Below are 16,387 nucleotides of genomic sequence, written 5' to 3'. Positions count from 1 at the left end.
CGCCGCGCCGCCCGCCCGCGGGTCAGACGTCGGGTCGCAGCGTGCGGCGCAGGTGGGCGCGGGCGGACGGTGGCAGGCGGCGGAAGACGGCCTTCGCGGGGGAACGCAGCCGCTCGTCGGCGGCCGCCCGCATCAGCACGGCGCGCCGCAGGGAGGTCTTCTGCGGCGGGGAGACGCGCAGTTGGAGCTGGCCGCCCGGGCCGTTCCAGCCGGCCACGACCATGCGCGGCGGGGTGCCGACGACGGCGAGGCGGGCGGCGTGCCGGCCGGGGTGGCCGGCGCTGCGGGCGCTCGCGGGGAGGATCACTCGCGGGCGGCGGCCCACGCCCAGCGACTGGACGTCCAGCCACAGTTCGTAGCGCCCGGGGTCCAGGGGGCCGCCGCCGGCGAGGGTGAGCGGGTCGATGACGGTGTCGGCGGCGAGCACGACGTGGCAGCGGCCGTCCCCGATGTCCTCGAGCCGCGGGCGCAGGTCGTTCTCCGGGTACCAGTACAGGGTCTGCCGGGGGTCCTTGACCAGCACCTCGCCGTGCGCGTACGCGAAGGGGTCCTTGACCTCCCACGTGTCCTGGCCGGGTATGTCGGCCAGCAGCCCGGGGTCGAGCAGGAGGCGGCCGTCGTCCTGCCGGGCGAGGGTGACCGGGCTGCCGTCGGCGTGCGCCAGCCAGACCCGCAGCGGCAGCGTGAGCCGGCCGCCGTGCCAGCGCGCGGCGCCGACCTCGACGCGCAGCCGGATGTCCTGGGAACGGCGGCCGAGTGCGACCAGCCCGTCGAGGTTGCCCTGCTCCAGCAGGTGGGCCCGCAGCCCCGCGATGCCGGGCAGTCCGGCGGCGACACCGGGCGGGAACTCCTCGCGGGCCAGGTCGCGGACGATCCGGAAGTGGCGCTCCAGTTGCTTGCCGGTGCGCTGGAGCACCCGGGGCTCGGTGACCGGACGGAGGATCTCCACCCGGTAGTTGCGGCGCAGCATGCGGTCCTGGACCTCGCCGGGCTCGGAGCGCTCCTTGACCGCGCGCACCACGTTGCGCAGGTGCCCGTAGTAGTCCTCGGGGCTGGGCGGCCGGCTGCTGTTGTTGCCGCCGTCGCCGCGCCGCTGCCAGTGGTAGACCGGGCGGTCGCCGAGGATGGAGACGGTCCTGGCCAGCGGGTAGGCGCGGGCGAGGAAGAGCTGGTCCTCCAACCGGACCCGGCCCTCGGGGAATTCGATGCCGTGTTCCAGCAGGAAGTCGCGGCGGAACATCTTGTGCGGGGTGAGCGTCTCGAAGAGTTCGGTGTCCTGGACCGAGCAGCGCTCCCGGGTGTGCCGGAAGATGTTCCCGGGCCCCTGCATCTCGCCGTGCGCCTTTCCGAACACGATGTCGGAGCCGTTGCGCACCGCGAGCGCGTGCAGCCGTTCCAGTGCGTCGGGGGCGAGTTCGTCGTCCTGGTCGACGAAGTGCACATACGCGCCCCGGGCCAGCCTGATCCCCACGTTGCGGGGTTTTCCCGGCCAGCCGGAGTTCTCCTGCTCATGCACTCTGACGTGCGGGAACTCCTCGGCCAACCGGGCCAGCCGCTTTGCCGAGTCATCGGTGGAACCGTCGTCGACGTAAATGACCTCATAGGCGTCCGGCCCGATGGTCTGCCCGGTCAGCGACGGAGCGCAACGGTCTATGTACTCTCCGGCGTTGTAAACGGGTACGACAATACTGGCCTTCAGCACGGCAATTCCCCTCCACGCACCACTTGAACAGTGCTTTGCTTGGGAGACTGCCGAACGTGGCGAAGAGTTGTACGGGACTTGACCGGCGGGTGAAGGTCCTCGGACGACGGACTCGGATGACGGGCCTCAAGTGAACGGCCCCGGCGGTCAGTACACCGATTCGGCCTCGTCCATCCGGTCCTCGGGGACGGTCTTGAGGTGGGTGATGGCGTCGGCGAGCGGCACCATCATGATCCGGGTGCCGTGCAGCGCGGTCATGTGCCCGAACGAACCGGCGTGCGCGGCCTCGACCGCGTGCCAGCCGAAGCGGGTGGCCAGCACCCGGTCGTACGGAGTGGGGACACCGCCGCGCTGGATGTGGCCGAGGATGACCGGGCGGGCCTCCTTGCCCAGCCGGGTCTCCAACTCGCGGGCGAGGGTGGTGCCGATGCCGGTGAAGCGCTCGTGGCCGAACTTGTCGATGGCGCCGACGCCGTAGTCCATGGTGTCCTTCGCCGGGTGCGCGCCCTCCGCGACGCAGACCACCGCGAACTTCTTGCCGCGGGCGAAGCGCTTCTCGACCATGTCCACCAGGTCGGCCGGGTCGAAGGGCCGCTCGGGCACGCAGATGCCGTGCGCGCCGCTGGCCATGCCCGCCTCCAGGGCGATCCAGCCCGCGTGCCGGCCCATCACCTCGACCACCATGACCCGTTGGTGCGACTCGGCGGTGGTCTGCAGCCGGTCGATCGCCTCGGAGGCGACGGTGACGGCGGTGTCGAAGCCGAAGGTGCGGTCGGTGCCGTTGATGTCGTTGTCGATGGTCTTGGGCACCCCGACCACCGGCATCCCGGCGTCGGAGAGCATCCGGGCGGCGGTCAGCGTGCCCTCGCCGCCGATCGGGATGAGCACGTCGATGCCGTAGGCGGCGCACAGTTCGTCGGCGTTGTCGGCGGCCTCGCGCAGCCGGGCGCGCTCCAGCCGGGCCGAGCCGAGGATGGTGCCGCCGCGGGCCAGGATGCCGCTGACGGAGTTGAGGTCGAGTTCGCGGAACCGGCCTTCGAGCAGGCCGACGAAGCCGTCCTCGAAGCCGATCACCTCGTCCGTGTGGCCGGTCAGCGCACGATGCACGACCGATCGGATGACGGCGTTGAGGCCGGGGCAGTCGCCGCCGGCGGTGAGCACTCCGATGCGCATGGGCGATATCTCCAGGAGACACGGATAGCGGTTCGCGGGTCGGGCGCGGGTCCGCACCGCCCTCGCGGGTCGGCAGAACGGGCCCCCGGCGTCACGGGGACTTCGGGATCAGGGTGCACTCCGTGATCCGCCCGACGACGAAGTCGTCCACATTGCGGACGGTCGCCGCCACGATCTCCTCCACGGCGTCCACCGTGAAGTACGCCTGGTGCGAGGTGACCAGCACCTGCGCGAAGGTCAGCAGCCGCGCCAGGGTGTCGTCGGTCATCACCTCCAGGGACTTGTCGTAGAAGAAGACACCGGCCTCCTCCTCGTACACGTCGAGCCCGACCCCGCCGAGCCGGCCCTCGCGCAGCGTGTCCACCAGCGCCCCGGAGTCGATCAGCGCGCCGCGGCTGGTGTTGACCACGATCGCGTCGTCCTTCAGCTCGGACAGCCGCCGGGCGCCGAGCAGGTGGTGGGTGGAGGGCATCAGCGGCACGTGCAGGCTGATCAGGTCGGACTCGCGCAGCAGCCGGTCCAGTTCGACGTACTCCATCCCCATCTCCTGGCACTGCGGGCTGACCGAGATGTCCCAGCCGAGCAGCCGCATGCCGAAGCCGCGGGCGATCGAGGCGAACGCCGAGCCGATCCGCCCGGTGCCGATCACCCCGGCGGTGCGGCCGTGGAAGTCGCGGCCGAGCAGGCCGTCCAGCCGGAAGTCGAAGTCGCGGGTGCGCGAGGCGGCCCGCACGATCCGGCGGTTGAGCGCCATCGCCAGCGCCCACGCGAACTCCGCCACCGCGTACGGGGAGTAGCGGGCCACCCGGGCCACGGTCAGGCCCAGCCGCTCGGCGTGCGCGAGGTCGATGTTGTTGTAGCCGGTCGAGCGCTGGGCGATCAGCCGGGTGCCGCCGCGCACCAGCGCCTCCAGCGCGGGCGCGTCCAGGACCGCGTTGACGCTGGTCGACACCGCTTCGTAGCCTGCGGCGAGCGGCAGGGTGTCGGCGGTCAGGACGGTCTCCAGGCAGCGGACCTCGTGCCGCGGCGCGAAGGCGCGCTCCAGCAGGGGCCGTTCGTCGCGCTGCACTCCGGTGGCCAGGACCTCCATGGCACCGCCCTCCCTCTTCACTCCCTCTCACTCTACGTGCACAACCGGTTCCGCCGGCCGGACCCGCCGGAGCCGCCGGAGCGCGCCCGGCCGGCTGAGCCGAACGGCCCAGCGCACCGTCCGTCCCCCGACGCGTCCCCGGTATGCCCCGCCCTGGTCGGGCATTCGCCCGGTTGGGGCGTTAGCGTCTGCTGTACGTACGCGCGATCTGCGCACGTACGCACCTACACACACCGCGCGGGCCGGAGCCGGCCCGCGGCACGGGTTCGGCAGGAACGGAGCACAGGGGTGACGCGCAGCGTCTATGTCACGGGCATCGGCCGTGGCGACGGCCGCCAGGTCGTGGAGCTCGGAATAATGGAGCTGCTGACCCGGCAGGTGGACCGGGTCGGGATCTACCGTCCGCTGGTCCATGACACCCCCGACCGGATCTTCGAACTGCTGCGCGGCCGCTACCGGCTCACCCAGGACCCGGCGACATTCTTCGGCATGGGATACGAGGAGGCCGCCGCGCTCCAGGCCGAACAGGGCCAGGAGGCGCTGACCGCGCGGCTGGTCGAGGGCTATCTGCGGGTCGCCCGGAGCTTCGAGACGGTGCTGATCCTCGGCTCGGACTTCGCCGCCACCAACCTGCCGGCCGAGCTGGGAGTGAACGCCCGGCTGGCGAACGAGTGCGGCGCGTCGGTGCTGCCGGTGATCGGCGGCCGCGACCAGAGCGCCGAGTCGGTGGTCGCCGAGGTCCGCAACGCCCACCACGCCTACACCAACCTCGGCTGCGACGTGATCGCGATGATCGCCAACCGGGTGGACCCGGCGCAGCTCGACGCCGCGACCGACCAGTTGCGGCGCAGCCTGGACGTACCGGTGTACGTGCTGCCCGACGAGCCGGCGCTGTCGGCGCCGACGGTCCGGCAGATCGTGGAGACGCTGGGCGCGGAGGTGCTGCTCGGCGATGACGCGGGGCTGGCCCGGGACGCGATGGACTTCGTCTTCGGCGGTGCGATGCTGCCGACGTTCCTGCCGGCGCTGACCACGGGCTGCGTGGTGGTCACCCCGGGCGACCGCGCCGACCTGATCATAGGGTCGCTGGCGGCGCACTCGGCCGGGTCGCCGCCGATCGCGGGCGTGCTGCTGACGCTGGGCGAGAAGCCCGGCCCCGACATCCTCCAGCTCGCCGACCGGCTGGCCCCCGGCACGCCGGTGGTGGCGGTGCCGACCGGGTCGTTCCTCACCGCGACCGAGCTGTTCGGCCTGGACGGCAAGCTCGGCGCGGGCACCCCGCGCAAGGCGGAGACCGCGCTCGGCCTGTTCGAGACGCACGTGGACACCGCCGAGCTGACCGACCGGCTGTCGGTGGCCCGCTCCGCGCGGGTGACCCCGATGATGTTCGAGCACGCGCTGCTGGAGCGGGCCAGGTCCGACAAGCGGCGGATCGTGCTGCCGGAGGGTAGCGAGGAGCGCATCCTGCGGGCCGCCGAGGTGCTGCTGCGCCGGGGCGTGTGCGAGCTGACCCTGCTCGGCGAGGAGGACGTGGTCCGCAAGAAGGCCGGCGACCTCGGCATCGGCCTGGACGACCCGGCGCTGGACATCGTCGATCCGCACACCTCGCCGCTGAGGGACCGTTTCGCCGCCCTGTACGCCGAGCTCCGCGCGCACAAGGGCATCAGCTACGAGCTGGCGTACGACGTGGTCGCCGACGTGTCGTACTTCGGCACCCTGATGGTGCAGGAGGGCCTGGCCGACGGCATGGTCTCGGGCGCGGTGCACTCCACGGCCGCCACGATCCGCCCGGCCTTCGAGATCATCAAGACCCGGCCGGGCGCGGCCATCGTCTCGTCGGTGTTCTTCATGTGCCTGGCCGACCGGGTGCTGGTCTACGGCGACTGCGCGGTGAACCCGGACCCGGACGCCGAGCAGCTCGCGGACATCGCGATCCAGGCGGCGGGCACCGCGGCGCGCTTCGACGTGCAGCCGCGGGTGGCGATGCTGTCGTACTCCACCGGCACCTCCGGCTCCGGCGCCGACGTGGACAAGGTGCGGGCCGCCACCGACCTGGTCCGCGCGCAGCGGCCCGACCTGCTGGTCGAGGGCCCGATCCAGTACGACGCGGCGGTCTCCCCGGTGGTCGCCGCCACCAAGCTGCCCGGTTCCGCGGTGGCCGGCCAGGCCACGGTGCTGGTCTTCCCCGACCTCAACACCGGCAACAACACCTACAAGGCCGTGCAGCGCTCGGCCGGCGCGGTCGCGGTCGGCCCGGTCCTGCAGGGGCTGCGCAAGCCGGTGAACGACCTGTCCCGGGGCGCGCTGGTGCAGGACATCGTCAACACGGTCGCGATCACCGCGATCCAGGCCCAGGGGGACCCCCGGTGACAGCGGCGACCCGCGTACTCGTGCTCAACTCCGGCTCCTCGTCGGTGAAGTACCAGTTGCTCGACATGGCCGACCACTCCCGGCCCGCGGCCGGCGTGGTGGAGCGGATCGGCGAGGAGGGCGGCGTCGCCGACCACGCCGAGGCGCTGCGGCAGGTCGCGCGGCAGCTCGACGAGCAGGGCCTGGGCCTGGACTCGCCCGCGCTCGCCGCGGTCGGGCACCGGGTGGTGCACGGCGGCACCCGTTTCACCGAGCCGACCCTGATCACCGACGAGGTGGTCGCCGAGATCGAGAAGCTGGTGCCGCTCGCGCCGCTGCACAACCCGGCGAACATCACCGGCATCAAGGTCGCCCGCGAGCTGCGCCCGGACCTGCCGCAGGTGGCGGTCTTCGACACCGCCTTCCACGCCACCATCCCGGAGGCCGCGGCCCGCTACGCGATCGACGCGGCCACCGCCGACCGGTACGGCATCCGCCGCTACGGCTTCCACGGCACCTCGCACGCCTACGTCTCCCGGGCCACGGCCGCGCTGCTCGGCAGGGAGCCCGCCGAGGTCAACGTGATCGTGCTGCACCTGGGCAACGGCGCCTCGGCGTCGGCGGTGCGGGGCGGGGAGTGCGTGGACACCTCGATGGGCATGACGCCGCTGGAGGGCCTGGTGATGGGCACCCGCTCGGGCGACATCGACCCGGCGGTGGTCTTCCACCTGGAGCGGGTCGGCGGCATGGGCAGCGACGAGATCGACGCCCTGCTCAACAAGCGGTCCGGCCTGCTGGGCCTGTGCGGCGACAACGACATGCGGGAGATCGGCCGCCGGATGGGCGAGGGCGACCCGGCCGCCCGGCTCGCCTTCGACGTCTACGTCCACCGGCTGCGCCGCTACGTCGGCGCGTTCACCGCGGTGCTCGGGCGGGTCGACGCGATCGCGTTCACCGCGGGCGTCGGCGAGAACTCCGCCGCGGTCCGCGCCGCCGCCCTGCGCGACCTGGATGCCCTGGGCATCGCGCTCGACCCGGTGCACAACGCGATCCGGGCCGGCGGCGCCCGGCTGATCTCCACCGCCGCCAGCCGGGTGGCGGTGGCGGTGGTCCCCACTGATGAGGAGTTCGAGATCGCGCGGGATACTTACCGCTTGGTGAGCGGTTGAGGACTGACACCCAGATTATTCCGGAGCGGAACAAACCGATAGGATAGCGCCCATGCGCCGAGCCAAGATCGTCTGCACCCTGGGTCCCGCCGTCGACTCGTATGACCAGCTCAAGACGCTGGTCGACGCCGGTATGAACGTGGCCCGCCTCAACTTCAGCCACGGCAGCCACGCCGAGCACGAGAACCGGTACCAGCGCGTGCGCAAGGTCGCCGAGGAGACCGGTCGCGCGGTCGGCATCCTCGCCGACCTCCAGGGGCCGAAGATCCGGCTGGCCACCTTCGCCGACGGACCGGTCGAGCTGGTGGCCGGCGACGAGTTCGTCATCACCACCGAGGAGGTGCCCGGGGATCGGACGATCTGCGGCACCACCTACAAGGGCCTGCCCGGCGACGTCTCGCAGGGCGACCCGATCCTGATCAACGACGGCAACGTGGCCCTGCGGGTCATCGAGGTCGAGGGCTCCCGGGTCCGCTCGCTGGTGGTCGAGGGCGGCGTGATCTCCGACCACAAGGGCATCAACCTGCCCGGTGCCTCGGTGAACGTGCCCGCGCTGTCCGAGAAGGACATCGAGGACCTGCGGTTCGCGCTGCGGATGGGCGTCGACATGGTCGCGCTCTCCTTCGTCCGGGACGCCAAGGACGTGCGCGACGTGCACCGCGTGATGGACGAGGAGGGCCGCCGGGTCCCGGTCATCGCCAAGGTGGAGAAGCCGCAGGCGGTGGAGAACATGGAGGACGTCGTCATGGCGTTCGACGCCGTGATGGTGGCCCGTGGCGACCTCGCGGTGGAGTACCCGCTGGAGCGGGTGCCGGTGGTGCAGAAGCGGCTGATCGAGCTGTGCCGCCGCAACGCCAAGCCGGTGATCGTGGCGACCCAGATGATGGAGTCGATGATCACCAACTCCCGGCCGACCCGCGCCGAGGCGTCCGACGTGGCCAACGCGATCCTGGACGGCGCGGACGCGGTGATGCTGTCGGCGGAGTCCTCGGTCGGCAAGTACCCGATCGAGACGGTCAAGACGATGTCGCGGATCGTGGAGGCCGCCGAGGAGGAGCTGCTCTGCCGCGGGCTCCAGCCGCTGGCGCCGGGCAAGAAGCCCCGCACCCAGGGCGGCGCGGTGGCCCGCGCGGCGGCCGAGCTGGCCGACTTCCTCGACGCGCGCACCCTGGTGGCGTTCACCAAGTCCGGTGACACCGCCCGCCGGCTGGCCCGCTACCGGGTGCCCGAGCCGGTGGTCGCGTTCACCACCGACCCCGCCACCCGCAACCAGCTCGCGCTGACCTGGGGCGTCGAGACGTTCGTGGTCGAGCACGTCGACAACACCGACGCGATGGTGGAGCTGGTCGACCGGGAGATGCTCAAGCTCTCGGAGTACGCCAAGGGCGACACCGTCATCATCACGGCCGGCTCCCCGCCCGGCGTGCCCGGCACCACCAACCTGGTCCGGGTGCACCACCTCGGGAACTGACGGCCCGACCGACCAGCGGCCACGCACCCCTGTGGGAGGGGGTACGTGGCCGCTGCTGTTCGCCGAACCCTCGGAACGCTAGGGCAGGTCGGGCAGCACCTGCATGCCGGGCACGTGCAGGTTGCCGCCGAACTGGCCGGCGTTGATGACCGTCACGTCGGTGAAGAACAGCTCCGGCAGGGTCAGCGGCGGCGGCGCCTTCGGGGTGAAGGTGATCGGGATCAGGCCGAGCAGATTGCCGCTGAGCGACTCCGTGTAGAGCGTCGTGGTGCCGCCGGTGATCGTGGACGTGGAGCCCTTGGCGGCCTTGACCTCGGTGTGGCCCTTGCCGTTCGCGCCGACCACGAACTGGTCGAGGTCGCCGATGTCGATGCCGCTGGTGGTGAACTTCAGGACGTCCTTGATCTCACCGCTGGCCGTCTTCACCTGCACGATGCCGTCGTAACTGAGGCCGTGCAGGGTCAGGATGCTGCTCTTGAGCACCCAGGGCTGGTCCGGCAGAAGGGGGATGCCCCCCTCGGTCTTCGCGTCGTCGAGCGCCTTGGCGTCGTACGTCGGGCAGGGGTAGCCCTGCTTGCCGTCGGAGCCGGCCGTGGACGAGGGCGACGGGCTGTCCGTCGGCTTCGGGGTCGCGGTGGCGTCCTTGAGGGCCTTGGCGGCCTTCTTGGCGGCGTCCGTGGTGCTCTTGCCCGCGTCCTTGGCGGCCTTCTTGCCGCTGTCCGTCGCACCGCCCGCATCCGAGCCGCCGCTGGGCGACGGGTCCGGCTTCGGCGCGGAGGTGGTCGGCGCCGGGGTCGGGCTCGTCGTGGTGGGCGCGGGGGTCGGGTCGGTCTTCTTGCCGCCGCCCAGCAGCCCGTTGAGCAGGTCGCCGAGGCCCAGCGGGTCCAGCGGGTTGTACGACGAGGTCGGGCTCGCCGTGGGCGTCGGGGCGGTGGTGGCCGTGGACTTGGTGTCCTTGGCCGCGCTGTCGCCCGAGGCGCTCGGACTGGCGCTCGGGGACGGCTTGTCGCCCTCCGGGCTGGCCGACGGCGAGGGCGTGCCCGAGCCGTCCTTGGCGCCGTCCTTGCCGGTCGACCCGGACTTCGCGTCCTTTCCGCTCTTGTCCGTCTTCTTGGCGTCCTTGGTGTCCTGTCCGCTCGCCGTCGGGGACGGCGTGTCGGACTGGGAGACGCACGCGCCGGGCGCGAAGGACGGGGTCGAGGGCTCGTCGGCCTGGGCGAGGTGCGGGGTCAGGCCCATGCCCATCAGCACCGCCGTCGGCATCGCGGCGAGCGCCACCGCCTTCCCGGCGGGGACATGCAGCTTGGTCAGCAGCGACTTGCGCGGAGCCGCGTGGCGCGGCCCCGAGGTCGCCCTGACGCGTGGCCCGTCGCTCGTGGCCGGCTGAGCGTCGTCACCCAGCACGGTGCCTCCCGTTCTCCTTGGTGGTCTCTTCGTCGCCGCGGCCGCCGGCGAGCACCGGCTCCTCGGCACGTTGCGGCTCGTCGCCCCGCGCCTGCGCGGGCACGAACGGCTCGTCCGGCCGCGTGGTGTCCGGGGTGCCCTGGTCCTCGCCCGCCGGGCCCGGGTCACCGTCGGGCAACTCGGCCTTCTCACCGGGCTCGTCGGTCGCCGGGACGCCGGGCGCCCAGGACACGGCGAGCGCGCCGCCGAGCAGCGCGAGCAGGAAGCCCATCACGAAGCCGCCGACGTTGGACTTCGGCAGCGACACCAGGGCGAGCAGGATCGAGGCGACGCCGGAGAAGATCCGTACCGCGGGCTGGAACCACATGGTCAGGCCCAGCACGAACAGCAGGACACCGATGATCAGCGAGGCGGACCCGGTGGTGGTGGACATCCGCACGGTCAACTGGCCGAGCGTGAGGTCCGCGTACGGGAAGTACGCGATGGGCAGGCCCGCGAGGAGGGTCAGCAGTCCGGCCCAGAAGGGGCGTTGCCACCTCCAGTGGCGGAACGCCAGGCGTCCGTAGCGGAACCGGGCACTCAGTCCTGTCGACTCGGCGCTCATCGAAAACAGCTCCCTGGGACTGGCTTGGTGCGGTGGAAATACGTTCGGCGGCCGGGGCGAGCCGCGACCGGCGCGACTCGCCCGTGGCCACTCGGCGCGGCTTTCGCCAGGTCGCCTAGTAGCACTCGACTCCGGAACCGGAGCCCTTCTTCACGCTCATGCTCAGACCGGCGAGCTTGAAGGTGCCGGCACTGGTGGCCCAAGCGGTCTGGTCCACGTCCGTCAGGACGGCCCGGTCGGCCTCCTGCGCGAACGAACCCGGGTCGGCCTTGTCGCCCGACGCGATCCCGGGGCCCTTGTGGCTGTCCCCCGCCGCGACACCGATGTTGATGTCGTAGAAGGTCGCATCCGCGTTGAGCTGGTTCAGGTCGATGTAGAGGTTGCTGGCCTTGACCTTCTTGCCGTGGTTTCCCGCGGTGAGCCGCAACGTCACATCGCCGACCAGCGGGACGTTCGGCAGCACCACCGACTGGCAAAGGCCGGTGATGGTGGCCGACTTGAAGGCCGACACCGCGACCGGCTGAGCCTTGCCGTCGTGCTGGACGTCGACCGCGCCGTACTGGATGAACCCGGTGCCGTCCAAGGTGTCGGCGTGCACCTTGAACTCCTGGCCCGACACGCTGAAGGACGCGGCCAGCGCCCCTTGCGCCAGTGCCACGCCTATCGCGGCCGAGGCCGCGATACTCGGCACCATGACGACGGCGAACCGCCGCCATCTGGTACCGCCACGAACGAGCGACTCCATACTTCCTCCTTCTCGGACGTACATCTCCGGCCGGATCGTTCAGGCCCGGCCCGGGATGGGAGAAGTGCTACGTCCTCGGAAAGGAGAGCGCCGGTGGTCGGCGAGCCGTCCCTCCCAGGGGAGTACGGACGGCGATGTCCGAAAGCCGGCGATCACCCCCGAGCGACAACCACTGGCCACGCTCTCGCGCAACCTTGCGGGACAGGCTCCATCCGGTTCCATCCGTGGACGGAGACCCCCCTGTCCCGGGGCGGCGGCGATCACCGCACACCCCGCCCGGCGGGGACCCGTTACCCGTCGTACCGACTGGCGGCCGGACGCACGGTTACGGGACCGAGCTTGGCCGATCGTGGTCCATTCGGAGCCGGTGCACAAGGGGGTTCGTTACCAGCGAGTAACGGCAGAGCGTCACCAACATGATCGCCAGGCCGATTTATATGACGCTGCGTAACCAAATTCGGAGGGAGCGAATCCGGCATCACCGGACAACAACTCGCAAAGAGGGGCGGTCTTCCTACCGGAAGTAACAGCGGCCGCCCATTGTCACGGTTTGATAAAGTGCGGCCGCCGTGTCGCTAAATCCCTGAGTACGCGAAGCCCGCCGCGCGGGTCAGAACAGCACCCTGGCAAGGGCGGTACGCGCCGCGGCCACCCGCGGGTCGTCCGGGCCGATCACCTCGAACATCTCCAACAGCCGCAGCCGCGCCCGGTCGCGGTCCTCGCCCGCGGTGCGCCGCACGGTGTCCACCAGCCGCCCGAAGGCGTCCTCGACGTGACCGCCGACCAGGTCGAGGTCGGACGCGGCGAGTTGGGCGTCGATGTCGTCGGGCGCGTCGGCCGCCGCCCTGCGCACCTGCTGCGGGTCGGCACCCTCCACCCGCTGCAACAACTCCGCCTGCGCCAGGCCCAGTTTGGCCTCGGCGTTGGCCGGCTCGTCGGCGAGCACGTTCTTGTACGCCTGGACGGCGCCGGCCAGGTCGCCCGCGTCCAGCGCCTCGTGCGCCGCGCCGAGCGCGAGCTCCTGCGGGGTGGCGGGGCGGGGCGGGGCCTCCTCGGCGGGCTCCTCGGCCGCGTCGCCGGGGTCCACCTCGGCGCCGACGATGCCGAACCGCTGCTCGGCGACCGCGATCACCTGGTCGAGCACCTCGGTGATCTGCTCCTCGGGGGCGGCGCCCTGGAAGAGCGGCATCGCCTGCCCGGCCAGCACCGCGAAGACCGCCGGCACCCCCTGGACACCGAACTGCTGGAAGAGCATCTGGTTGGCGTAGACCTCGGCCGTGGCGAGGACGAAGCGCCCCCGGTACTGGCCGGCCAGCCGCTCCAGCACCGTGTTGAGCTGCTTGCTCTGCTCGGCCTGATCGGCCCAGAAGCTGATGACGACCGGGACCTCGGCGGAGCGCTGCAGGACATCGCTCTCGAAGGTCGCCTCGGTCACCTCGATGACGAGCGGGGAGGCGGGGGCGGCGCCCGGGCCGGCCTCCTGGCGTTGTGCCCTGGCCTGCTCGGCCTTCGCCTTGGCCTCAGTGGCCGCCTTCACCGCGGCGAGGTCGACCACGCCGCTCATGGACATGTTCCGTGGCTGCATGAGGCAATCCTCCCCCCTCGCGGAGCAAAGCGTGTACAGACCCCGGGACCCGCCGGCTTGCGGGCACCGGGGATGGTCCCCGGCGCGGCGGTGAGACCGCCGCGGAACGTGCTGAGTACGGAATCCCCGTCCGTACGGTGTGGCTGTCGCGTCGGTGGGCCACGTGGTCCACCCTTTCGCTACGAGTCGTAGCGTAACTGCCGGGCACGGGCCGCGCGGTGGCGGGTGTTGTGACAACCGTCACTCGACCCACGAAGGCTACTGGCCGGTATGGTCCGGCCTATGCCCCCCACTCAACCGGCCCACTCGCACAAACGCACCGGCCGGCCCAGAAGTGCCGAGGCGGACCGCGCGATCCTGGACGCGACCCGCGCGGCGCTGGTGGAGTTGGGCTTCGGCGGGTTGACGCTCGGCGACGTGGCGGCCCGCGCGGGCGTGGCGAAGACCACCTTGTACCGGCGCTGGGCGGGCAAGAACGAGCTGGTGGTGGACGCGCTCGCGGCACTGTTCGAGGAGCAGTTGGAGCTGCCGGACCGCGGCAGCCTGCAGGCCGACATCGAGGGCGTGGTGCTGCGCTTCGCCGGACTGCTCAACCGCCCGGAGACCCGGACCTCGTTGATGGCGGTGGTCTCCGAGGCGAGCCACGACGAGGCGCTGCGGGAGCGCATCCGGGAGGCGATCGTCGACCGGCAGAAGCACCTGGTGCTGCTGGGCCGGGCCCGCGCGCAGTCGCGCGGCGAGCTGCCCGGCGACGAGGGCGCCGCGGACCCGGCCCGCGACGACCTGATCTTCGACGTGGTGGCGGGCGCGGTGGTGCACCGGGTGATGGTCAGTTCGGAGCCGGTCGACCAGGAGTGGGCCGACCGGCTGGCCCGGCTGCTGGTGGGCGGCCTGACCGCGAACCCGGGCTGCTGAGCCCGGGTCCACCTTCCGTCCGGGCCGCCTCGGCTCCGGCCCGGTGTCCAGGCCGCAGCGCACTCCCGTCGGCCCGCCGCCCCTCGGTCCACCTCCACACCGGCCCGCGCCACCCCGACCCGCCGCCGCCTCAGCCTGCCTCCGCCTCCACACCCGCGACGAAGTGGTCGAACTCGCCGGCCTTGACGCCCTTCACGAAAGCCTCCCACTTCGCGGGCGTGGTCACCGCCACCACCTCAGGCCGCTCTGTCTCGCGGATGTAGATCAACCCGTCGTCACCGACGGTCGCTTCGAGGGACACCAGGTTCCTTCCTCGGAGATGCCGGTTGAGTGCGTACGAGGTTACGGGCGTTGCAGCCCGTAGCATCCCGTGATCAACTCGGCTTCAGGAAGGGGGTGTTGGTCTGTTCGGGTGACGTCCGATCAGAATCGGGCCGGCTCCGTGTACGATCCCCACTCGTCGCGCAGCACGCCGCAGACCTCACCGAGCGTGGCCTCGGCCCGGATCGCGGTCAGCATCGGCTCGATCATGTTGGACCCGTCGCGGGCGGCGGCGAGCATCGCGTCGAGCGCGGCGCGCACCGCCGTGTCGTCGCGGGCCGCCTTGCGGTCGGCCAGCGCCCGCACCTGCTCGCGCTCCACCTCGTGGCTGACCCGCAGGATCTCCAGGTCGCCGGTGACCGAGCCGGTGTGGCAGTTGACGCCCACCACCTTCTTCTCGCCCTTCTCCAGCGCCCGCTGGTAGCGGAAGGCGGACTCGGCGGTCTCCCCGGTGAAGTAGCCGTCCTCGATGCCGCGCAGGATGCCCGAGGTGATCGGGCCGATCGGGTGCTGCCCGCTCGGCACCGCCTTGGCGCCCAGCTCCCTGATCCGCTCGAAGATCTTCTCCGCGTCCGCCTCGATCCGGTCGGTCAGCGCCTCCACGTACCAGGAGCCGCCGAGCGGGTCGGCCACGTTGGCCACCCCGGTCTCCTCCATCAGCACCTGCTGGGTGCGCAGCGCGATCTCGGCGGCCTGCGCGCTGGGCAGCGCCAGCGTCTCGTCCAGCGCGTTGGTGTGCAGCGAGTTGGTGCCGCCGAGCACCGCCGACAGCGCCTCGACCGCGGTGCGCACCACGTTGTTGTACGGCTGCTGGGCGGTGAGCGAGACGCCCGCGGTCTGGGTGTGGAAGCGCAGCCACTGCGCCTTGTCCGAGGTGGCGCCGTACTCGTCGCGCATCCAGCGGGCCCAGATCCGGCGGGCGGCCCGGAACTTGGCGATCTCCTCGAAGAAGTCCAGGTGCGCGTCGAAGAAGAAGGAGAGCCCGGGCGCGAAGGTGTCGACGTCCAGACCGCGGGAGAGGCCGAGCTCCACGTAGCCGAAGCCGTCGGCGAGGGTGTACGCCAGCTCCTGCGCGGCCGTGGAGCCCGCCTCGCGGATGTGGTAGCCGGAGACCGACAGCGGCTTGTACGCGGGGACGGAGCTCGCGCAGTGCTCCATCAGGTCGCCGATCAGCCGCAGGTGCGGGTCGGGCGCGAAGAGCCACTCCTTCTGCGCGATGTACTCCTTGAAGATGTCGGTCTGGAGCGTGCCGTTGAGCACGCCGGGGTCCACGCCCTGGCGCTCGGCGGCGACCAGGTACATGCAGAAGACCGGCACGGCCGGGCCGGAGATCGTCATCGAGGTGGTGACGTCGCCGAGCGGGATGCCGCCGAAGAGCACCTCCATGTCGGCCGCGGAGTCGATCGCCACGCCGCAGTGGCCCACCTCGCCGAGCGAGCGCGGGTCGTCGGAGTCGCGGCCCATCAGCGTCGGCATGTCGAACGCGACGGACAGGCCGCCGCCGCCCGCCTCCAGGATCATCTTGTACCGCTCGTTGGTCTGCTCGGCGTTGCCGAAGCCGGCGAACTGGCGGATGGTCCAGGTCCGGCCGCGGTAGCCGGTGGCGTGCAGGCCGCGGGTGAAGGGGTACTCACCCGGCCAGCCGATGCGGTCGAAGCCCGGCACGTCGGCGCCGGGCGGCGGCCCGTACACCGGCTGCACGGGGTCACCGGAGAGGGTGGTGAAGTCGGCGTCCCGGGTGCGCGCTGAGTCGTAGCGCGCCTGCCAGCGCCGGCGGCCTGTCTCGATCTCGTGGGCGTCCATGCCTCAAATTTACTTGGACGTCCTACTAAATGTCGACGGGGAGTGGACCCGCACTC

At 71.6% G+C, this 16,387-nt stretch carries 13 protein-coding genes; 4 read left to right on the top strand and 9 right to left on the bottom strand.

Going from position 1 to position 16,387, the window contains the following annotated elements:
• Positions 1-22: 22 nt before the first annotated feature.
• The 3 genes from OG370_RS29980 to OG370_RS29970 form a co-directional block, all read right to left on the bottom strand.
• Positions 23-1,702 (bottom strand): glycosyltransferase, encoded by a 1,680-nt coding sequence (locus OG370_RS29980; RefSeq protein WP_328469701.1) that lies wholly within the window; start codon positions 1,700-1,702, stop codon positions 23-25.
• Positions 1,703-1,849: 147 nt separating this feature from the next.
• A complete protein-coding gene (locus OG370_RS29975; RefSeq protein WP_328469699.1) occupies positions 1,850-2,875 on the bottom strand; it encodes an ATP-dependent 6-phosphofructokinase in 1,026 nt (341 codons plus the stop codon).
• Between the two features lie 91 nt (positions 2,876-2,966).
• Positions 2,967-3,965: a 2-hydroxyacid dehydrogenase gene (locus tag OG370_RS29970; protein WP_328469697.1), complete on the bottom strand. Its 999-nt coding sequence runs from the start codon at positions 3,963-3,965 to the stop codon at positions 2,967-2,969.
• A gap of 288 nt (positions 3,966-4,253) precedes the next feature.
• Here OG370_RS29970 and pta point away from each other — a divergent pair, with 288 nt between their 5' ends.
• Genes pta through pyk form a run of 3 tightly spaced genes read left to right on the top strand, consistent with a single transcriptional unit; the run spans position 4,254 to position 8,954 of the window.
• Positions 4,254-6,335 (top strand): phosphate acetyltransferase, encoded by a 2,082-nt coding sequence (gene pta, locus OG370_RS29965; RefSeq protein ID WP_328469695.1) that lies wholly within the window; start codon positions 4,254-4,256, stop codon positions 6,333-6,335.
• Positions 6,332-7,483 carry an acetate kinase gene (locus tag OG370_RS29960; RefSeq protein WP_328469693.1) on the top strand — a complete coding sequence of 384 codons (1,152 nt, stop codon included), beginning with the start codon at positions 6,332-6,334 and terminating at the stop codon, positions 7,481-7,483. Before pta ends, OG370_RS29960 begins: the two co-directional genes overlap by 4 nt.
• Positions 7,484-7,535: 52 nt before the next feature.
• Positions 7,536-8,954, top strand: a complete 1,419-nt coding sequence (gene pyk, locus OG370_RS29955) for a pyruvate kinase (protein WP_328469691.1) — start codon at positions 7,536-7,538, stop codon at positions 8,952-8,954.
• Positions 8,955-9,032: 78 nt separating this feature from the next.
• Here pyk and OG370_RS29950 read toward each other — a convergent pair whose 3' ends face one another.
• The 4 genes from OG370_RS29950 to OG370_RS29935 all read right to left on the bottom strand — a co-directional run bounded on the left by OG370_RS29950 (position 9,033) and on the right by OG370_RS29935 (position 13,292).
• Positions 9,033-10,358 carry a hypothetical protein gene (locus OG370_RS29950; protein WP_328469689.1) on the bottom strand — a complete coding sequence of 442 codons (1,326 nt, stop codon included), beginning with the start codon at positions 10,356-10,358 and terminating at the stop codon, positions 9,033-9,035.
• A complete protein-coding gene (locus OG370_RS29945; RefSeq protein WP_328469686.1) occupies positions 10,348-10,962 on the bottom strand; it encodes a DUF6114 domain-containing protein in 615 nt (204 codons plus the stop codon). The genes OG370_RS29950 and OG370_RS29945 overlap by 11 nt, the downstream gene beginning before the upstream one ends.
• Positions 10,963-11,077: 115 nt before the next feature.
• The gene (locus tag OG370_RS29940; RefSeq protein WP_328469684.1) at positions 11,078-11,707 is read right to left on the bottom strand and encodes a DUF6230 family protein; all 630 of its coding nucleotides are present in this window, start codon (positions 11,705-11,707) and stop codon (positions 11,078-11,080) included.
• Positions 11,708-12,317: 610 nt separating this feature from the next.
• Complete coding sequence (locus tag OG370_RS29935; RefSeq protein WP_328469682.1) at positions 12,318-13,292, bottom strand: tetratricopeptide repeat protein; 975 nt, start codon at positions 13,290-13,292, stop codon at positions 12,318-12,320.
• 282 nt (positions 13,293-13,574) lie between these two features.
• Between OG370_RS29935 and OG370_RS29930 the strand changes: the two genes are divergently transcribed.
• Positions 13,575-14,207 carry a TetR/AcrR family transcriptional regulator gene (locus OG370_RS29930; protein WP_328469680.1) on the top strand — a complete coding sequence of 211 codons (633 nt, stop codon included), beginning with the start codon at positions 13,575-13,577 and terminating at the stop codon, positions 14,205-14,207.
• 130 nt (positions 14,208-14,337) lie between these two features.
• Here OG370_RS29930 and OG370_RS29925 read toward each other — a convergent pair whose 3' ends face one another.
• Positions 14,338-14,508: a DUF397 domain-containing protein gene (locus tag OG370_RS29925; RefSeq protein WP_402446861.1), complete on the bottom strand. Its 171-nt coding sequence runs from the start codon at positions 14,506-14,508 to the stop codon at positions 14,338-14,340.
• Positions 14,509-14,630: 122 nt separating this feature from the next.
• A complete protein-coding gene (locus tag OG370_RS29920; protein WP_328469678.1) occupies positions 14,631-16,331 on the bottom strand; it encodes an acyl-CoA mutase large subunit family protein in 1,701 nt (566 codons plus the stop codon).
• Positions 16,332-16,387 lie beyond the last annotated feature (56 nt).

The sequence above is a fragment of the Streptomyces sp. NBC_00448 genome, from assembly GCF_036014115.1.
In the GTDB taxonomy this organism is placed as follows: Bacteria; Actinomycetota; Actinomycetes; order Streptomycetales; family Streptomycetaceae; genus Actinacidiphila.
Note: the sequence above shows the minus strand (reverse complement) of the source record. Positions and strands in the feature narration are given on the sequence as shown.

Bases quoted from the DNA above. Each gene is read 5' to 3' on its own strand.
- OG370_RS29920 (WP_328469678.1), bottom strand. From the start codon at position 16,331: ATGGACGCCCACGAGATCGAGACAGGCCGCCGGCGCTGGCAGGCGCGC.
- OG370_RS29975 (WP_328469699.1), bottom strand. From the start codon at position 2,875: ATGCGCATCGGAGTGCTCACCGCCGGCGGCGACTGCCCCGGCCTCAAC.
- OG370_RS29940 (WP_328469684.1), bottom strand. From the start codon at position 11,707: ATGGAGTCGCTCGTTCGTGGCGGTACCAGATGGCGGCGGTTCGCCGTC.
- OG370_RS29945 (WP_328469686.1), bottom strand. From the start codon at position 10,962: ATGAGCGCCGAGTCGACAGGACTGAGTGCCCGGTTCCGCTACGGACGC.
- pyk (WP_328469691.1), top strand. From the start codon at position 7,536: ATGCGCCGAGCCAAGATCGTCTGCACCCTGGGTCCCGCCGTCGACTCG.
- OG370_RS29970 (WP_328469697.1), bottom strand. From the start codon at position 3,965: ATGGAGGTCCTGGCCACCGGAGTGCAGCGCGACGAACGGCCCCTGCTG.
- OG370_RS29935 (WP_328469682.1), bottom strand. From the start codon at position 13,292: ATGCAGCCACGGAACATGTCCATGAGCGGCGTGGTCGACCTCGCCGCG.
- OG370_RS29930 (WP_328469680.1), top strand. From the start codon at position 13,575: ATGCCCCCCACTCAACCGGCCCACTCGCACAAACGCACCGGCCGGCCC.